Here is a 17,199-nt window from a genome sequence, read left to right on the forward strand (position 1 = left end):
ACTCAACCTAATGAGGGTTATGCCACAGATACGGGGCAAATTATGCCCACCTTTTGGTTAACGAAGGCTTTAAGTAAACGGCGCGTTAACTCCGGTGGGGGCAAAAGGACGAGATGAGTCTGGTAGAAATCCTGCGGGCCTTTTTTGGTCTGTCCATCGTCATCGGGCTGATCCTCGGCCTGGCCTATGTGCTGCGCCGCTATGCGCCGGCGCTGATGGCGAAGCTGCAGGCCCAGCGCGGCGCCAAGCGGCTGGAGGTGATCGAGACCCTTGTGCTCGATCCAGCCCGCCGGCTGGTACTGGTGCGACTTGATAATGCCGAACGCCTGATCCTGCTGGGCGAGGGGCGCGAACTCGATGCGCCCGCCTCTGTTTCCGTGAAGCCTGCGCCTGTTTCCTCAAAAGCGCCTCTGGACCCCAATGATGACCTGTTCTGACGCGCCTGCCTCCGAGGCTGAACCGAAAGGCCGCAAGCCTTTAGGGCCGAAAACGATGAATTTTATCGTGCTGGTGGTGTTTATCCTTGGCTTCACCATGATGATCATGCCGTACAGCGCCCTGGCGCAGTCGGTGAATGTCGATCTCGGCAAGGGCGGCAGTTTAAGCGCTCGCGTGGTGCAGTTGATCGGCCTGATGACGGTGCTGTCCCTGGCGCCGTCGATCGTCATTATGACGACCTCGTTCATTCGCATCGTGGTGGTGCTGTCATTGCTGCGGACGGCGCTGGGTTTGCAGCAGAGCCCGCCCAATGCGGTGATTATTTCGTTGGCGCTGTTCCTTTCGGCTATCGTTATGGCCCCGACCTATGAGGCCGCCTACAGCCAGGGAATCCGGCCGCTGATGGATCAGGAAATGGAGCTGCCGCAGGCGTTTGACGCTGCCAGCCAGCCGGTGAAAGCCTTCATGCTGGCTCAGGTCGACCAGAAGGATCTCGGCCTGTTCGTCGGGCTGTCCAAGCTCGAAATGCCGGCCGACAAGATGGACCTGCCGGTGCGCGTGGTGACGCCGGCCTTCATGATTTCGGAGTTGAAAAAGGCATTCGAGATCGGCTTCATGCTGTTCGTGCCGTTCCTCGTCATCGACCTCGTTGTTGCCTCAGTGCTGATGTCGATGGGCATGATGATGCTGCCGCCGGTGGTGATTTCGCTGCCGTTCAAGCTGATCTTCTTCGTGCTGGTCGATGGCTGGCACCTGGTCGCAGGCTCGCTGGTGCAGAGCTTCCACCCGGTGGCTACGGGCGGCGGGTAGGGTTAGTTTTCTGACAAATCCACGGCGTCCATTAGACGGGCGCCATGCGAGATGCGCAGGATGATTATCTTTTCCGATTGAACTAAATAGTAGATCACATAATTGCCATGCGGCACTATTCTAAGATCATCAAGCACGTCAGGACGCGGACTGCCTGAGTACGGATTTTCAACCAGGCCTTGGCACTTGCCGCGCAATTCACCAATGTAGCTTTGGGCACGCACAGGCGCGTCGCGGCCAATATAGGTGGCGATATCGAGCAGGTCTCGCCGGGCTGTCTTCCGGAATACGACCCGCACTATCCAGCGGCTTTCATCGCCAGTTGTTCGATCAAGGCTTCCGCCTCGGCAAAAACCTCTTCTGCATCGTACTCAGTTGGATCATCAACTGCCGCCTGCAAATCCGCCCGCAGCGCTTCCAGTTTTGCCTGGCGGTCCTGCTGGCGGTCCTCCAGCATACGCAGGCCGTCGCGCACCACTTCGCTGGCGTTATTATACCGCCCTTTGGCAACCTGCTCCTTGATAAAGGCTTCGAAATGAGGACCAAGAGCGACGGATGTCGGCATGACTGTCTCCACTAACAATTACTAACTAATAATATCACATTCCCCGCAAAGAAAAAGGGAGGCTGTCAATGGCAACCTCCCTTAGTTTTTAGCGCTTGCTGATATCGATAAACGGCACCGCGCCGCCAGTGGTTGTCGGCAGCTTGCCATCCCACTTTTCAATGGCGCGCAACTGCACCACTTCCGGAGACGAGGCGATCGACTGCGCCAGCAGGCGGTTGGATTCGGCCTGGCCTCGCGCCTGTTCGATCAGGGCATCGGCCTGGGCCTTGGCCACGGCTACCTGCGCCTGAGCCGCGGAGGCGTCGGCATCGGCCTTGGTCTTGGCCTGGATCGAGTCGAGGATCACCTGCGGGTAGCGGATGGTGCCGATCCAGTCGAGCTGGCTGATATTGACGCCTTGCGCCTCCCATTTGCGGTTGACGCGCGCCAGGGCCTTCTGGATCACCTGCTGGCGGCCGCCGCGATAGAGATATTCGACGCTGACCAGTTCGGTTTCCGCCGCGATCGATGAGCGCACATCATTGCGGATCGGCCCTTCAAAGAGCTGGTCAAAGGTCAGGCGATAGCGCGTGTAAAGCGCCGGCGCCTTGGACGGATCGATGCGCATCACCAGTTGGACATCGGCGGTCATCGGCAGGGCGTTGTTGTCGGAGAAACTAATTTCCTCGTTTTCCGGCCCGCGTTCATCTTTTTCTGCGGTGTAGGTATAGGTGCGCTGGATCACCGGGAATTCGGCAATGCGCTCGCCGGGCAGGTTGAGATGCCAGCCGGAGGGCAGGGGTGTCTTATCCACGCCGGCATTGGGGCCGAGCGTACGAATCTTGACGCCGACATTACCCGGCTGGATGGTTTGACCGCAGGAAACCAGCGACAGCAGGACCAGTACGGTGACCGCGCCGGCGGGGAGCAGGACTTTCCACTTGCCGGGAATGGAGATGCCATTGGGACGGATGTTGTTCATATTCATGTATTTTGTTTCAAGGGCTGCGGCCATCACGAACGCGGCTCAGGTCCCCCGACCTTTCATAAGTTGAGTTAATCTATAAACAGAACAAGCGAATGCGCGCTCTCGGATTTGAGAGTGACTATAGTCTTGGTTTCGGGGAGGGCTTGATCGCGTAAGAGCAAATATGGGCTGGTGCCGAGATTTCGACGAATGGCCGCGCATTAAACTTGCGGCTATGCCTGACTTAACTGACGATCATTTTCCTTCATTTGATTCACATCCCCTAAATCTTGGGGACACGCATATATTACAGGTTTGTCGAATTTCCTTAAAGCGAAACACGACATTGATCACATGGATGTGACTTTGCGCACGGAAGTGTCCTCACGAATTACATGAATTTTCGCTTCTTTAAGACTCGAACGTCCTTAGGGCTGAGTTTGAAGAACTCGCTATTGTTTTTGGCTCGCTTCTCAGCGAAACGTTTGTGCCAGTAGGCTTCGATCCCGAAAGGATCGTCAGTCCGGATAGCATGTAGCAATTCGCCGTCTTCGGGTAATTTGGTAGCAATCTGCTTCACCCGCCGCTCAAGATCGCTGCCTGCACCAATTTTGTAAAAATCTCCATATTTAAGTATATAAACCCAGCCTTCTTTTACTGATATGTCCTCGTGGTGCTCAGGTTCAGGTTTGTCTGTAATTTCAGAAAGCATGTCGAAAATATCAGAAAAATGAGCCTTACTGGCCGCCCATGTTTTTAGTCGGCGCAGCATTTCCTCTTTGGAGCCAAAAGTTTTATCGAAAGTGCTATGTGCGGGCATCGACGGATCAATATTGCGGTATAATCGCAACTCTGTAGTCGTCGGAATTTTGTGGAAGTGGCGGAATGCTCCAGCCAATCTTTCATAGTAAAATTCTGGATCAATTTTAGGAGTTTTGGAGTTTTGTTCTAATCCTGCCTCTGCAAGCGCATCGCCCCAACGCGCCCAATAGACTCCAAGCCAAGCATGTTTTCCAATCGCGGTTTCTTTTTCAAATAACTCCCGACCGATTGGCCTTCCGTGCTTAATAGAAAGGCGTTTGATCTCAGTGATTATTTGTTCGCGCATCTAATTACGCCGCCTTGCCCTTTGGTGCATTCGCCGCCGCTTTTGCCGCGGCATCATCCCGCTCGCGGAATTTCTTCTTCATGCCCGTAACCCAGCCGGCAAAACTGTCGGTGGCGGCGGTAGAGGCAGCGAAATCCTTGGCACTGAGTGTGCCGCCGTCAAGCGGGGCCAGCGCCACGCGAATGGCGTCGGAGGAGGCCGCCGTATCGGAAAACTTGCCATAGCGCGTCGACAGGCGGGTCAGGGACGGCTGGTCCTTTTGCAGGCTGTAGGCGATGGCGGCGCGCAGCAGGCGGCCTTCGTCGGCAAGCGTCAGGGGCGTGTCGCTTTTCCAGCGGTCACCAAGGCGCTTTTCAAGAATGGCGCCGGCATGGGCATAGTCCTGCTTGTTCCAGAAGATATCGGCGCGGATATCCTGTGCGTCGGGCGAATTGTCATTGCCCAGCACGTCCAGCGCCTTATCCGGCTCGTTCAGTTCGTTGAGGGCGCGGGCTTCCAGCACGCGGCGCTCGGCCATGACCGCCTTCGGCAGCAGGGTGGTGCGGGTATTCCACAGGGCCGCCAGGGCCTTTTGCGGATTGTGATCCATCAGGTAGATGGTGGCGAGGTCGGCGGCCACCGTGGATTTGGCCACGCCATCCAGGCGGTGGCTGACCTGATATTCCAGCAGGTCGGCGGCCTGGTCGAGCAGGTCGACATCGACGAGGCGGCGCACGATCCGACGCACCATCTCATCGCCGTCAGACCCAATGGGGGTCAGTTCCTTGAAGTCGTTGAACAGGCCGAGCGCCTCGACCGGTTGCAGGCCGTCGGCCATGCCGCCCAGGAACAGGCCGCGGAACGCCTGATTGAGCGTCGCCTGGATCTGGATCGATTGCGGATCGTTCATGAAGGTCTGGCCGCCGCTCTTGAGCACCATCAGGGCCTCGCGGTAGCGGCCTTCGCTGAGATAAATGCTGCCCATGTCATTGATCAGCTTCATTTCGGTGTCGCCGCCGCGCCAGCGGAAGCGCAAGCCATCGAGCGTGGCCAGGGTCTCGGCCGAAGTCGCCTTCTTGAGGTCGTAGCTCAGCATGGCGGCGTGCATGGCGGCGGGAGCGGCGATGCTGTCATCCGTAGCGCGCGCCACCGCCTGGTAGACTTTCAGGGCGCGGGCCTTATCGCCCTGGGCCTCGATGATCTGGGCGTCGATCAGATAGGCATAGAGTTTTTGAAGGGGTGTTACCGCCTGGGCGAGGCTGTAGCCGATCATGGCCTCGGCGGTGGCCAGGTCGTTCTGTTGCAGGGCGGAATAGGCATAGGCCGAACCGATCTTGACGCGCCATTCCGGTGGGAACTGATCGAGCGCCTTGAGGCCGAACTTGAAATCCTTAACGGCATCGGCGTGGTGGCCGGACTGCATTTCGCCATAGCCGGCCCACAGACGCGAGGCCGGGTCGTTGACGAGTTGCGAAGAGGACAGGTCGCCGGTGGCGTCGGCATAGCGGCCGGATAACATGCGCGCGACGACGCGCAGGCCGCGGACCTGGGGATTATCCTGGGCGCGCGGGCTTTCCTTGATCAGCAGGTCGAGGACACCCTGCGCCTCGAAGTTGAGGTTCTGCCCGACCAGAAACCGCGCCAAAGCCAGGCGCGCCTTGGTGGCAGCGGCCGGACCCAGGCTGGCCTCATCGGCGGCGGCGGCCTGAAGGGCATTATAACGCACGAGGAAACCTTCGGCTGGCGCGGCCGACCAGTCGGCGTTCATCAGGCCGGGATAAAGGGCGTTTTTGTAGGCCAGGGTTGGGTCGCTGGGTGACGCATTGGGATCGAGGGTGGACAGTGTCAGGCCGCCCGGACGCGATATCTCGACCAGGTCGCCGGAGACATCGACCTTGACGTCCGGCGTCATATGCACAACCGCCGCGCCTTGCGCCGTCGAGGCCAGGGTGGCTTCCAGCACGGTGCGGGCGGTGGTCAGGTTCTTCACCGGGCCGCGCGCCGGAACCACTGCCATGCGGTCGCCGACACTGGGGTCACGAATCCAGGCAATGCGGGTGGCGCCGGCCAGGTTGATGTTCAGGCCCGGCACACCGGCGCTATCGTCGCGGATGACGCTGGCCTCGACCGCCTTGTTATCGAGCGGCCGGCCGCCCAGCCGGACGCGCCACACCAGCCCGTCATTGATGGCCGACAGGGCGCCGATGGTCGGGGCCTTGAGGCGCAGGGCGGTGAAGCCGTCATTGCGCGTCCACTGGGCGTCCTGGACGATGGCGCCGTCCTTCAGTTCCGGCGGCAGACGCAGGTCGACCTCGGAATCGAAGACGATCCACACCGATTCGCCGCGGCGGAAAACGGCGCTGGCAACGGGGCCTTCAAACGGGAAGGCGATATCCTTGCCGCCATCGATGGCCTCGACTTCCAGCGCCACAACCGGCACCTTGGCCGCCTTGTTGACACGGGCGTCATTCGGCGCGGCGGGTTTGGTCTCTTCGCCCTTGATGATGTCCTGGAGGTTGACCGTGACCTGGCCGTCTTTCTTGCCATCGTCCGGTTTGGCATTGTCTTCGGCGGTCGGATCGATCTGGACGAAAACGGCGCCATCCTCCCGGCCGAAATGGGTCTCGAATCCGTCATTGACCGTGAGCCACAGTTCGCTGGCGCGGGCGTCGGACTTGAGATCGACCCCCTTGATGCCGACCGGCGGGTTTGAGCGGATATCGCCGAGATCAGGCTTTTTCTGGCCAGGCAGGCGAATGACCACCTGTCCTTTTTCGCGGCGGACCGAGGCGCGGCTGCCGATGGCGCCGTAGATTTCGATGCGGCCCGAGGACTTGTTGCGGCCGACGCGGATATCGATATCCGATCGCGGCGCTACCTGAGGCGAGGCGATGGTATCCCCAAGCGCTAAGGTAGCCATACCCATGCACAGTGTGGCGGCAAAGATGGCCGTGGTGCGCAGGGCGGCCTGGCGAGAGGACTGAGGCGGTGACGGTGCGTCGAGTAAAACACGCGCACGCTCAAGCGCCGGCTCATGTGCGGGCGCGCTGCCGGCAGGGCCGGCATTCGTTGCAGACGGTTTACGGTCTCGACTCATTGCCTGTTAACTTGCCTGAACGGGGTTTAACCATAGTTAATGCCGCGATAATTTTCCCTGTCATTTCGGGCTTTAAGGCGAATGAGAATCTCATCATAGGTTAAGGGCAAATTAACCGTTCGCGCGGCAAATATTGCCGGGTTGTGTTGTGATTTAACGGGTAAAACGAATGTCGGGTGCCGAGGTTCTGGGAATTGGGCGTGACGCCATCTGGCTGACCATCCAGCTATGTCTGCCGATCCTGCTGGTCGGGCTGGTGGTGGGCGTGGTGATTGGCCTCTTTCAGGCCCTGACGCAGATTCAGGAAGCCACGCTGATCTATGCGCCGAAGATCATTTCGGTCTTTCTGGCCCTGCTGCTGCTGCTGCCCCTGATGGGATCGCTGCTGGCCACCTTCATGCACGAAATCATCAACAAGATCGCGGCCATCTAGGCCATGCTTCTGTTGCAGGCCGTACAACTGCGCTCAAGTCTTCCGGATACGGGCGGCGATGATCTGGCCTCCTTTTTCGGCACGTCGGCACAATTGTGGGTGGTTGGGCTGATCTTTATCCGCCTGGCCAGCATTGTTCTGCTGGTGCCGGGGCTGGGCGATCCGGCCGTGCCGCCACGCCTGCGCCTGTGCTTCGCCCTGCTGCTGGCTATGATGATCACGCCGATTGTCGGGGCCTATATCCCGGCCATGCCGCCGACGCTCGGCGCCCTGACCGGCATTGTGCTGCACGAAACGATTATCGGCCTGATGCTGGGCAGCCTGATGCGTGTGCTGCTGTTCACCCTGGTGACGACGGGCGAAATCCTGTCGCTGCAAACCACGCTCTCGTTTGCGCAGACCGCCAATCCGACCGAAGCGCAGTCCAGCACCAGCCTTGGCGCTTTCCTGGCCATTTTCGGATTGGTGATGATCTGGGTGACCAATACCCATCATCTGTTCATCCGCGCCATGGTCGATTCCTACCAGATATTCTCACCAGCCAAGACCGTCATGATCGGCGATGCCGGCACCCTGATGGTCAAGACCCTGGGCGAAAGCTTTGTTCTGGCGCTTCAGCTTTCAGCGCCGGTGATTGTGTTCGCCCTGGTCTTCAATATCGCCACCGGTTTTATCGGGCGCATGATGCCCAATTTCCCGATCTTCTTTGCCGCCACGCCGGTGAGCGTCCTGGCGGGCCTTGCCTTGCTGGGCCTCTCTCTCGGCACCATCGGCATGGTCTTCATCGACCATTACCAGGAGTATCTTGGGGTGTTCCTGAAGGGAGCCCGCAGTGGCTGACGAAGCGGACGGCGAAGATAAAACAGAAGAGGCGTCCGGGCGGAAACTCCAGCAGGCGCGGGACAAGGGCGATGTCGCCAAGTCCGGCGACCTGCCGCAAGCCCTCTCCCTGATCGGCGCCTGCGCCATCGTGGCCATGAAAGGCCCCGAACTGGCGCAAACCCTGACCGGTGACCTCCTGCCCTTCCTGGCCCATCCGGAGCAGTTGCTGGGGTCTCTGGAAGGCGACGGCGGCATGGGAATCGCCCGCGCCGTGGTAATGGATATCATCCCCATCCTGCTTATGGTCATGGGCGCCTCCATTGCGCTGGGTGTCTTCGGCAATGTTATGCAGACCGGCCTGATGTTCACGCCGTCGAAACTGGCGCCGGATTTCAGCAAGCTCAATCCGATGAACGGCCTGAAAAAGCTGTTCGGTGTCGATGCGCTGATCCAGTTCGGCAAGACCCTGCTCAAGCTGATCATCACCGGCACCATCGTCTGGATGGTGGTGAAGAACCGCCTGACCGACATCCTGGCCCTGACCGCCGCCTCGCCAATGTTGATCCTGCCCTATGTGCATGAGGCCGTCATTGCCCTGGCGATTGCCGTCTGCATCTTCCTGTTCGTCGAGGGCGTGGCCGATTTTGCCTTGCAGAAGTTCCGTTTTCTGCAACGCATGAAGATGTCGAAGCAGGAGCAAAAGGAAGAATACAAGCAGACCGAAGGCGACCCGCATATCAAGGCCAAGCTGCGCCAGTTGCGCATGGAAAAAAGCCGCCGGCGCATGATGTCCAATGTGAAAAATGCCACGGTGGTGGTCACCAACCCGACCCACTATGCCGTGGCCCTGCAATACGAAATGGGCGAAATGGCGGCCCCCGTCTGCGTTGCCAAGGGCATGGATAATGTGGCGCTGAAAATCCGCGAGGAAGCCGGCAAGCATGATGTACCGATCATTGAAGACCCGCCCCTGGCGCGCGCCCTGTTTGCCAGCATGGAGGTGGACGACGTGATCCCCGAACAACACTTCGCTGCCGTCGCCAAGCTGATCAGCTTCGTCATGGCTAAGAAGAAGCGCGCGTTCTAAGGCCAGCGCCTTGAAAAGGCACGGTTTTGTTAACCTGCGCATGGAATGCAAAATGGTCTAGTATTCAGGAAGTGATTCGCTTGCATAACGGGCGTTTCAGCATCCGCATTTCGCATGGAGAGGTTGTCTCTTGTCCGCAGCGCCTATTGCCCCGCCGGTATCCGCACCGGAAAACACCGCGACCTCGCTGATCAGCCGGCTGCGTGATCTCGTCAATCCGCTGACGGCGGGTATTGTCGCGGTGATCGTGGTTTGCGCCTGCGTGGCTGTGTGGCTGGTGTCCGGGCACTTGCCGGTTGGCATCGTGCTGGGTATCCTGATCGCGGCGGTGGCCGGTGTGGCCCTGCTGGGCCTGTTCGCCTTTACGGGCGAGACGGATATTCTGGCCGGCGAAGGCTTCCGGGCGTCCGATATTGTGGGCGCCTTGAGCGAGCCGGCCGCGGTGGCGGCTTTTGACGGCCATGTGCTGGCGGTTAATCCGGCCTGGAGCGATGCCGGCGGCGGCACAAAGCGCCTGCCGCAGGGTGAACATGCGCCGGCGCTTTTCGTGGCGCTGCGCGAAGCGAAGGCGCAGGGCATCGGCCGGGCGCTGGTCCGGCTGGGCGGCTTCGATTACGAGATGGTGGTGTCGCGCCTCGGCGAAGACCTGGTGTTGGTGCGCGCGGCTTCGCAGGGCGTGCTCGGCAACGGCCTGATGCTGAAGCATGAAAATCCGCCGGCTGTGCAGGATGATACTTTCCTGCCGGAGGTTTCGGAACCCCACAAGGCCGACCTGCCGGAAGCCGTGATGGATGCTTTCGCTGAAGCGGCGCCCTTCGGGGCGGCCCTGGTGGCGGGCAATGATCTCTTCGCCGCGCGCATCACCGATTTCAACACGGTCTTCGCCGCCCTGACCGAGCTGGCGCCGGATAAGCTGACCGGATTGGCGTTCGGCGACCTGGTGACCGAAAACTCCCGTGCGGCCCTGGCCGAGAAACTGGCGACCCACAAAAGCGGACCGTTCGATATCAGCCTGAACGTCAAGTCCGACCGGGCGCTGCAAATCTATGTGTCGCAGGTTTCCGGCGGTTACAGCCTTTATCTGTTCGATGTCTCCGAGCAGAAGAAGCTGGAACAGACCCTGGTGCAGTCGCAGAAAATGCAGGCCATCGGCCAGGTGGCCGGCGGCATGGCGCACGATTTCAACAACCTCCTGACCGGCTTCAAGTTCCGTAATGACCAGTTGCTGGTCAATCACCCGCTTGGCGACCCCTCCTACGAGGATCTGAACGGCATCCGCCAGATCATCGCCCGCGCCGAGGATCTGGTGCGCAACCTGCTGGCCTTTGCCCGCAAGCAGACGGTCAAGCGCGTTACGCTCAATGTCGGCGAAATGGTCTCCGAGGCCGAGGTTCTGCTGCGCCGCCTGGTGCGCGAGGACGTGAAGCTGGAAACCGAATATGGCCGCAACCTGCCCAATGTCCATGTCGACAAGGGGCAGATGGAAATGGTCATGATGAACCTGGTCGTCAATGCGCGGGACGCCATGCGCGCCCAGGGTGGTGGCAAGGTCAATATCCGCGCCGCCAGCCTGAGCCAGGACGAGGCGAAGGACTACGGTTGGCCGGAAGCGCCGGCGCAGGGATCGGCCCTGATCGAGGTTTCCGATACCGGTCCCGGCATTCCGCCCGAAATCCTGGCGCAGGTGTTCGAGCCGTTCTTCACCACCAAACCGCTGGGGGAGGGCACGGGGCTTGGCCTTTCAACCGTCCACGGCATCATCGCCCAGGCCGGCGGTCATATCCAGATTGTTTCGCCGCCGGGCAAGGGCGCGACCTTCCGCATCTTCCTGCCGGTGTGGATCGAGGCCGAAAAGCCTGAGGCGGAAGCGAAGCCCGAAGCCGCCGCCAAGCCGGTGCCAAAGGATCTGTCGGGTGTCGGCCGCATCCTGTTCGTCGAGGACGAGCAGATCGTGCGCGGTATCGCGGCGCACCTGCTGCGTCAGCGCGGTTACGAGGTGCTTGAAGCAGAGGATGGCGAGGAGGCGCTGGCCATCATTGAGGCCGAGGAAGGCCGGTTCGACCTGTTGATCTCGGACGTCATCATGCCGGGCATGGACGGGCCGTCGATGCTGAAACTGGCGCGGCCGATCCTGGGTGACGTGCCGGTGATGTTCATTTCCGGCTATGCCGAGTCGGAATTCTCCGACCTGCTGGAAGCCGAGCAGAATATCTCATTCCTGCCCAAGCCGCTGGATATCAAGACCCTGGCCGAACGTGTGAAAGAGCAACTGGCGGCATAATTCTCCTCCCCATTTCTTAAATGGGGAGGTGGCGCGCAGCGCCGGAGGGGCGCCCCTCCGTCATCTCACCAAGTGCTCGATGCCACCTCCCCACGCCAAGGCGTAGGGAGGAGATGTCTAAGGCGCATCGATACAGGCCCTGGCGCCGCCAATGGCTAAGGTCTGGGTGCCGCCCTTCCAGGTAACGATTAGCTGGCCGGTCAGCGGACGCACCGTCTGGCCGGGCGCGGCGTCCTTGATATCGTAGGACTCGACCACTGACAGACTTTTCGTGCCATCGACAAAGCTGCGCACGCTGTGAATGCTGTCCGAGCCGCCGGAGGTCATGGTAATCTTTGTCAGCCGGCCGTTGAGGCGGATATAGCCCAAAGCGCCGCCCTGCAGGGAATCCTCGATCAGGATGTATGAGGGCCTGTCACCGGCGCGGGCGATCCTGGTGATGCAGCCGGTCAGGTCGGCGCCATCGCCCGGCTGTAGCGGACTGACGGTAAAGGCGGCTGCGGCCTGTTCTTCGGGCGTCGGCGTGTGGCAGGCGCCTAAAATCATCAGCAAAACAACAGGCCAAAGCGTCTTTGTCATGAGAAGTCCCGCGCGGATTTGCGCGACGCTATCATGACGATTTGTAAGCAAACAATGTGAGCGTCAGCGGCTGGCTATGGCATCGAGGCGCGTAATCAGGCGGTCGCGTTCCAGCGTCAGGCCCTTATAGTCAAGCTGCGCAGGGTTGTAGGCGCGCAACTGACTGATCAGGGCCTGGGCCAACTCGGCGGCATTGGGCTGGGTTTCCATCGCTTCCAGCGGATCAAGATAGATGCGGATGGTGAAGAGGATATCGCCGCTTTCCGGCAGCCGGCGCAGAGTCTGGCGTTCCAGCCGGAAATAAAGGCTATCGATCTTTTCATCACCAAATCGCCATTGCCCGGCGGAATGGGGGTGATGTAGCACGTCATCGGCGTGCAGCGACCAGTTCCAGCGCATCACCGGCTGCTCGGTGCGCAGATTGTCGAACATGCGCTCGATGATGGTGGCATTGCGGGTGTCGCGGCCGAAATCGGGCACCGGGGCATGGATGTCCTGCAGGGCCCTGCTGAATTTCTCATGCAGCCGCCACGAAGACGGGAAGCACAGGTGGGCCGCCGCCAGCCGCCAGCCGTCCTCACCGCGCCGCATCAGCACCAGGTCTTCCTGCACCAGACCGCCGGCGATGAGCAAGGGCGGGTAGGGGGTATCGAGCCGGACGCGGCGGAAGGCGGGTATGATGTCGATCTGCGGCCCCAGACGCTGATAGATATCGGGAAAGCGTTCGGGCAGATGATCGGCCAGCAGGGTCAGGACTTCGCCTTGCGCGGTTTCCGTGCCCGGTTCGGCGACGAAGATGTTCTCAGGCACGCGTTCGGCCAGCCGATCCTTTTCGTCGAGATAGGCCAGCAGTTGGCCATCGACATCGATCCAGTCAGCCGGATCGAGCGGCTTGACGCCGATGGTGAAAAGCTTGTGAGAACCGTCATAGGGCGTGTGCATAGGCTGGTTCTAGCATGGGAAAGGCAGAAAGTAAGATACCCCACCACCACATCTCGTCGCTTCGCGTCTCGTCCGGTCCCCCTCCACACCAGAGGTGGGGAGGTACAAGAAAGATACTTTCCCGACCAAAGAAAAATCCGGCCCAGGTTGCCCCGGACCGGATTTCCAAACTCTGACAAGTGACCGCAGCGGAGCGGCCCCGCCTTACTTCTTGAGGAAGCCGGCGAACTTGTTGTTGAAGCGCGAAACGCGGCCGCCGCGGTCGAGCAGGGCGCCGGTGCCGCCGGTCCAGGCCGGATGGGTGCGCGGATCGATGTCGAGGTTCAGCACGGCGTCTTCCTTGCCGTAGGTCGAACGGGTGCGGTAGGTCGAACCGTCGGTCAGGGTGACGGTGATCCAGTGATAGTCGGGGTGACCTTCTTTTTTCATCGATCTGTTCCTTTATACGTCCGGCCAGCAGCGTGCGGACGCCATAAAAAGTGTGAGGCATGAGTGCCGAAGGTGCGGCTCTTACAGGAAGCTTCCTTGCGAGGCAAGTCCTGACTGTATAAAGCTCAGGTCCATGGCTGATTCAACTCCCGCACAGACTGACACCGCCGAAGGCCGCCCCGGCACGGGCGCCGAACTGGTCGCCGATATTCGCCAGGCCGCCGGCACACGCGGCAAGACGCGAAATTTGAGGCCGCTGGCAAGGCTCATCCCCTATCTGTGGAAGCAGAAGGCCCTTGGTGCGGCGATGGTCCTGTTCCTGCTGATCTCGGCGGCGGCCACGCCTGCCATGACCTTCGTCGCCAAGCAACTGATCGATAAGGGCTTCGGCTCGCGCAATATCGCCGTGCTGAACCAGTGGTTTCTGGTCCTGGGCGCGGTTGCGCTCGTCATGGCCATAGCCACCGCCCTGCGCTACTACTGCATCACGCGCATGGGGGAGCGCGTGGTGGCCGACCTGCGCGAGGATGTCTTCGCCCACATCCTGAAGCTTGATCCGGGCTATTTCCTGAAGATCCGGACCGGCGAGGTGATTTCGCGCCTCACCGCCGATATCCAGATCATTGAAACGCTTGTCGCCTCGTCCATCTCCATCGCCCTGCGCAACCTGCTGACCTTCGTGGCCGGGCTGGTGATGATGAGCTTCGTTAGCCCGAAACTGACCCTGATGGTCTTCTGCACCTTCCCGTTCGTGCTGGTGCCGCTGATCGTTTTCGGCCGCCAGGTCGGCAAGGCGACGCGCGAAACGCAGGACCGCTTCGCCCGTGCTGTCGGCTTTGCCTCCGAATCGCTGGATGCGCTGGAAACCGTTCAGGCCTTTGTGCGCGAAGCCTTTACGCGTAAGCGCTTCGATGCGGCGGTAGAAGAAACCTATCGCACCTCGGTCGGGCGCATGGCGACGCGCGCCACCATGACCGCCATGGTCATCACGCTCGTCTTTGGCGGCATCGCTTTCGTGCTGTGGCTGGGGGCGCAGGACGTGCTGCATGGCCGCATGTCGAACGGTACCCTGGTCCAGTTCGTCATGCTGGCGATTCTCACCGGCGGTTCGGTCGCCAATCTAAATGAGACCTGGGGCGACGTGCAGAAGGCGGCGGGCGCCATGATGCGCATAGACGAACTGCTGGGATCGCGGCCGACCATTACCGTCCCCGAAAGCCCGACCGCCATGCCGGTGCCGGCGCGCGGCGAAATCCGTTTTCAGGACATCCATTTCGCCTATCCTTCGCGGCAGGATCAAAAGGTGCTCGATGGTTTTTCGCTGATCGTGCAGCCGGGCGAGACCGTGGCCCTGGTCGGGCCTTCGGGCGCCGGCAAGTCGACTGTCTTCAAGCTGCTGCTGCGCTATTATGACTATGCGAGCGGCCGTATCGAGATCGATGGCGTCGAAATCCGCTCTGCCGACCCTAAGGCGGTGCGCGAACGCCTGTCGCTGGTGGCGCAGGATACGGCCCTGTTCTCCGGCTCGGCGGAGGACAATATCCGTTTTGGCCGCGAAGACGCCACGGATACCGAAATCCGCATCGCCGCCGACAAGGCCCAGGCGCGCGCCTTTATCGAGGCCCTGCCGGAAGGTTTCAAACAGCCACTGGGTGAGCGCGCCAAGTCATTGTCTGGTGGCCAGAAGCAGCGCCTGTCGATTGCCCGTGCCTTGGTGCGGCGGGCGCCGATCCTGCTGCTCGATGAGGCGACCTCGGCGCTCGATGCCGAAAATGAGCGCCTGGTGCAGATGGCGCTCAATGAAGCCATGTCTGAGCGCACCACCCTGGTGATCGCCCATAGACTAGCCACCGTGCTCAAGGCCGACCGGATCGTGGTGATGGACGCCGGCCGCGTCGTCGATGTCGGCACGCACGATGAACTGGTGTCCCGCGGCGGCCTTTATGCCCGCCTGGCGCAGTTGCAGTTCAACAGTTAATTTAAATAATTTCAGTTACTTGTAATGATATCACGGCCTGCTTCCGCCTGTGTATAAACATGTGATAACGATACCAATTGCAAATACTGAACGTATAGTATATATATTGCCCATCATTCAGACCCCGCCGTGGTTGAGGCATCGGGCCTGAGCCCGTCAGATGGAAGGTCTGAAGCGAATGTCCTCTTTTGCGAGTGCGGCCTCTGCGCCGGCTGAAGCTATGCCTGCGCCAAAGCCAAGGGTCTGGTTCATTTCCAACCTGACGCGCGGCTTTGGCCTCGAACTGGTGCGCCAGGTTCTGGCGCGCGGCGACAAGGTTGTGGCCACCGCCGCCAATATCGACAAGGTGGTGGAGGCTTTCCCCGATGGCGATGCCAGCCTGCTCGTCCTGTCGCTCGATCTCGCCGATGCCGGCCAGGTGTCGTATGCCGTGGATCAGGCCGTGGCGCATTTCGGCGGCATCGATCTGCTGATCAATAATGCCAGCATGGGGGTTCTGGGTGCCATTGAAGAGGTGTCCGACGCGGAAGTGCTTCAGGCCGTAGAAGGCAATCTGCTGGGCGTGGTGCGCATGACGCGTGCTGTATTGCCACAGATGCGTCGGCAAAGATCAGGTCAGATCGTCAATATGTCGACCTTTGCCACTACGGGCGAGGGACCGGGCTGGGGCATTTACGCCGCAACCAAGTCGGCAATCGATGGTTTGTCCGAAGTGCTGGCCGAAGAGGTCGGGCCGCTCGGCATCGGGGTCACCCTGCTGGAGCCGGTGCCCTTCCGCTCGGATTTCATGATCGATTCGCTGATCGTCGGCCAGCGGGTGATCGACGATTATTACGACACCTCCGGTCGGACGCGCCGACGCCAGGGCGTGCCGCTCGGCAATCCCGCCTGGTACCCGCTGGCCGGCGTCAGCTCGGTGATCGAGGCTCTGACGGCCGAAAAACCGCCCCTGCGTCTGGTCCTGGGCCACAAGGGCTATTACAAGGCTCTGAAAAAGCTTGAAAGCCTGCGCCAGGAACATATGGCCTGGCACGATGTTTCCCTGGCGATGGACCATATTCTGTGACGACACCCGCGGCAAATGAACCGAAACGCAAACCCGGCCGTCCGCGCAGCCAGGCGGTGGAAGAGGCGGTGCTCCAGACGACGGTCGACCTGCTGATCGAGGTGGGGCTCAAGAATATGAGCATGGACGCCATCGCGGCGCGCGCCGGCGTCAGCAAGGCTACACTCTATAAATGGTGGCCGAGCAAGCTCCACCTGGGGCTGGATGCCTTGCTGAGTCGCGGCAAGGTTCAGGCAGTGGTGCCCGATACCGGTTCGGCGGTGGAAGATTTCGTCCTGAATGCCCAGGGGATTTCACGCTTCTATACCGATCCAAAGATCGGCCCGTGCATCATGCAGCTTTGGGGCGAATGCCTGAACTCGCCGGACCTGCTGGCGCTTTACCGGGAGCGGTTTCTCAGCCGGCGGCGCGCCGGCCTGCATGTCATCCATGAACGCGGCGTGGCGCGTGGTGATATCGACGGTCGCTATGGCGTCGAACTGGCGCTGGATATCATCTATGGCCCGCTGATCATGCGCCTCCTGACCGGGCACGGCCTGGTCAATGACCATGAGGTCGAGCAACTCGTCCGGGCCTCGTTTGCGGGCCTGATCCCGCGTTAAATAACGCCTCTTAAAAATATTCATCCAAATGGTT

General features: G+C 60.6%; 17 protein-coding genes. 9 read left to right on the forward strand and 8 right to left on the reverse strand.

The window, feature by feature from the left end; translation table 11 throughout:
• Positions 1 to 113 precede the first annotated feature (113 nt).
• Positions 114 to 437: a FliO/MopB family protein gene (locus tag ACTHND_RS14420; protein WP_440178651.1), complete on the forward strand. Its 324-nt coding sequence runs from the start codon at positions 114 to 116 to the stop codon at positions 435 to 437.
• Between the two features lie 55 nt (positions 438 to 492).
• Entirely contained in the window at positions 493 to 1,248 is a 756-nt protein-coding gene (fliP, locus tag ACTHND_RS14425) for a flagellar type III secretion system pore protein FliP (RefSeq protein WP_090645286.1), read from the forward strand.
• Between the two features lie 2 nt (positions 1,249 to 1,250).
• Here the strand turns inward: fliP and ACTHND_RS14430 are convergent, their stop codons facing one another.
• The 5 genes from ACTHND_RS14430 to ACTHND_RS14450 form a co-directional block, all read right to left on the reverse strand.
• Entirely contained in the window at positions 1,251 to 1,547 is a 297-nt protein-coding gene (locus ACTHND_RS14430) for a type II toxin-antitoxin system RelE/ParE family toxin (RefSeq protein ID WP_440178652.1), read from the reverse strand.
• Complete coding sequence (locus ACTHND_RS14435) at positions 1,547 to 1,813, reverse strand: type II toxin-antitoxin system ParD family antitoxin (RefSeq protein ID WP_440178653.1); 267 nt, start codon at positions 1,811 to 1,813, stop codon at positions 1,547 to 1,549. Before ACTHND_RS14435 ends, ACTHND_RS14430 begins: the two co-directional genes overlap by 1 nt.
• An 88-nt stretch (positions 1,814 to 1,901) precedes the next feature.
• Entirely contained in the window at positions 1,902 to 2,777 is an 876-nt protein-coding gene (locus ACTHND_RS14440; RefSeq protein ID WP_440178654.1) for an SPFH domain-containing protein, read from the reverse strand.
• A 376-nt stretch (positions 2,778 to 3,153) separates the two neighbouring features.
• Positions 3,154 to 3,870 carry a GIY-YIG nuclease family protein gene (locus ACTHND_RS14445; protein ID WP_440178655.1) on the reverse strand — a complete coding sequence of 239 codons (717 nt, stop codon included), beginning with the start codon at positions 3,868 to 3,870 and terminating at the stop codon, positions 3,154 to 3,156.
• Between the two features lie 4 nt (positions 3,871 to 3,874).
• Positions 3,875 to 6,946 carry a tetratricopeptide repeat protein gene (locus tag ACTHND_RS14450; RefSeq protein WP_440178656.1) on the reverse strand — a complete coding sequence of 1,024 codons (3,072 nt, stop codon included), beginning with the start codon at positions 6,944 to 6,946 and terminating at the stop codon, positions 3,875 to 3,877.
• 169 nt (positions 6,947 to 7,115) lie between these two features.
• Between ACTHND_RS14450 and fliQ the strand changes: the two genes are divergently transcribed.
• From fliQ to cckA, 4 genes are all read left to right on the forward strand, one after another.
• The gene (gene fliQ, locus ACTHND_RS14455) at positions 7,116 to 7,379 is read left to right on the forward strand and encodes a flagellar biosynthesis protein FliQ (protein ID WP_090645276.1); all 264 of its coding nucleotides are present in this window, start codon (positions 7,116 to 7,118) and stop codon (positions 7,377 to 7,379) included.
• 3 nt (positions 7,380 to 7,382) lie between these two features.
• On the forward strand, positions 7,383 to 8,219 hold the full coding sequence (gene fliR / locus ACTHND_RS14460; RefSeq protein ID WP_440178657.1) for a flagellar biosynthetic protein FliR: 837 nt from the start codon (positions 7,383 to 7,385) through the stop codon (positions 8,217 to 8,219).
• Positions 8,212 to 9,288 (forward strand): flagellar biosynthesis protein FlhB, encoded by a 1,077-nt coding sequence (gene flhB, locus ACTHND_RS14465; protein WP_440178658.1) that lies wholly within the window; start codon positions 8,212 to 8,214, stop codon positions 9,286 to 9,288. The genes fliR and flhB overlap by 8 nt, the downstream gene beginning before the upstream one ends.
• A gap of 130 nt (positions 9,289 to 9,418) precedes the next feature.
• Positions 9,419 to 11,569 carry a cell cycle histidine kinase CckA gene (gene cckA, locus ACTHND_RS14470; RefSeq protein ID WP_440178659.1) on the forward strand — a complete coding sequence of 717 codons (2,151 nt, stop codon included), beginning with the start codon at positions 9,419 to 9,421 and terminating at the stop codon, positions 11,567 to 11,569.
• A gap of 117 nt (positions 11,570 to 11,686) precedes the next feature.
• Here the strand turns inward: cckA and ACTHND_RS14475 are convergent, their stop codons facing one another.
• The 3 genes from ACTHND_RS14475 to rpmE form a co-directional block, all read right to left on the reverse strand.
• Positions 11,687 to 12,148, reverse strand: coding sequence for a hypothetical protein (locus ACTHND_RS14475; RefSeq protein WP_440178660.1), 462 nt, complete (start codon positions 12,146 to 12,148; stop codon positions 11,687 to 11,689).
• A 63-nt stretch (positions 12,149 to 12,211) separates the two neighbouring features.
• On the reverse strand, positions 12,212 to 13,090 hold the full coding sequence (locus ACTHND_RS14480; RefSeq protein WP_440178661.1) for a heme-dependent oxidative N-demethylase family protein: 879 nt from the start codon (positions 13,088 to 13,090) through the stop codon (positions 12,212 to 12,214).
• Between the two features lie 204 nt (positions 13,091 to 13,294).
• The gene (gene rpmE, locus ACTHND_RS14485) at positions 13,295 to 13,519 is read right to left on the reverse strand and encodes a 50S ribosomal protein L31 (RefSeq protein WP_440178662.1); all 225 of its coding nucleotides are present in this window, start codon (positions 13,517 to 13,519) and stop codon (positions 13,295 to 13,297) included.
• 133 nt (positions 13,520 to 13,652) lie between these two features.
• Here rpmE and ACTHND_RS14490 point away from each other — a divergent pair, with 133 nt between their 5' ends.
• The 3 genes from ACTHND_RS14490 to ACTHND_RS14500 all read left to right on the forward strand — a co-directional run bounded on the left by ACTHND_RS14490 (position 13,653) and on the right by ACTHND_RS14500 (position 17,165).
• Positions 13,653 to 15,497 carry an ABC transporter transmembrane domain-containing protein gene (locus tag ACTHND_RS14490; protein ID WP_440178663.1) on the forward strand — a complete coding sequence of 615 codons (1,845 nt, stop codon included), beginning with the start codon at positions 13,653 to 13,655 and terminating at the stop codon, positions 15,495 to 15,497.
• Between the two features lie 178 nt (positions 15,498 to 15,675).
• Positions 15,676 to 16,563 carry an SDR family NAD(P)-dependent oxidoreductase gene (locus ACTHND_RS14495; protein ID WP_440178664.1) on the forward strand — a complete coding sequence of 296 codons (888 nt, stop codon included), beginning with the start codon at positions 15,676 to 15,678 and terminating at the stop codon, positions 16,561 to 16,563.
• Entirely contained in the window at positions 16,560 to 17,165 is a 606-nt protein-coding gene (locus ACTHND_RS14500; protein ID WP_440178665.1) for a TetR/AcrR family transcriptional regulator, read from the forward strand. Before ACTHND_RS14495 ends, ACTHND_RS14500 begins: the two co-directional genes overlap by 4 nt.
• Positions 17,166 to 17,199: the final 34 nt, after the last annotated feature.

It is taken from the genome of Asticcacaulis sp. (assembly GCF_051954415.1).
Taxonomy (GTDB): Bacteria; Pseudomonadota; Alphaproteobacteria; order Caulobacterales; family Caulobacteraceae; genus Asticcacaulis.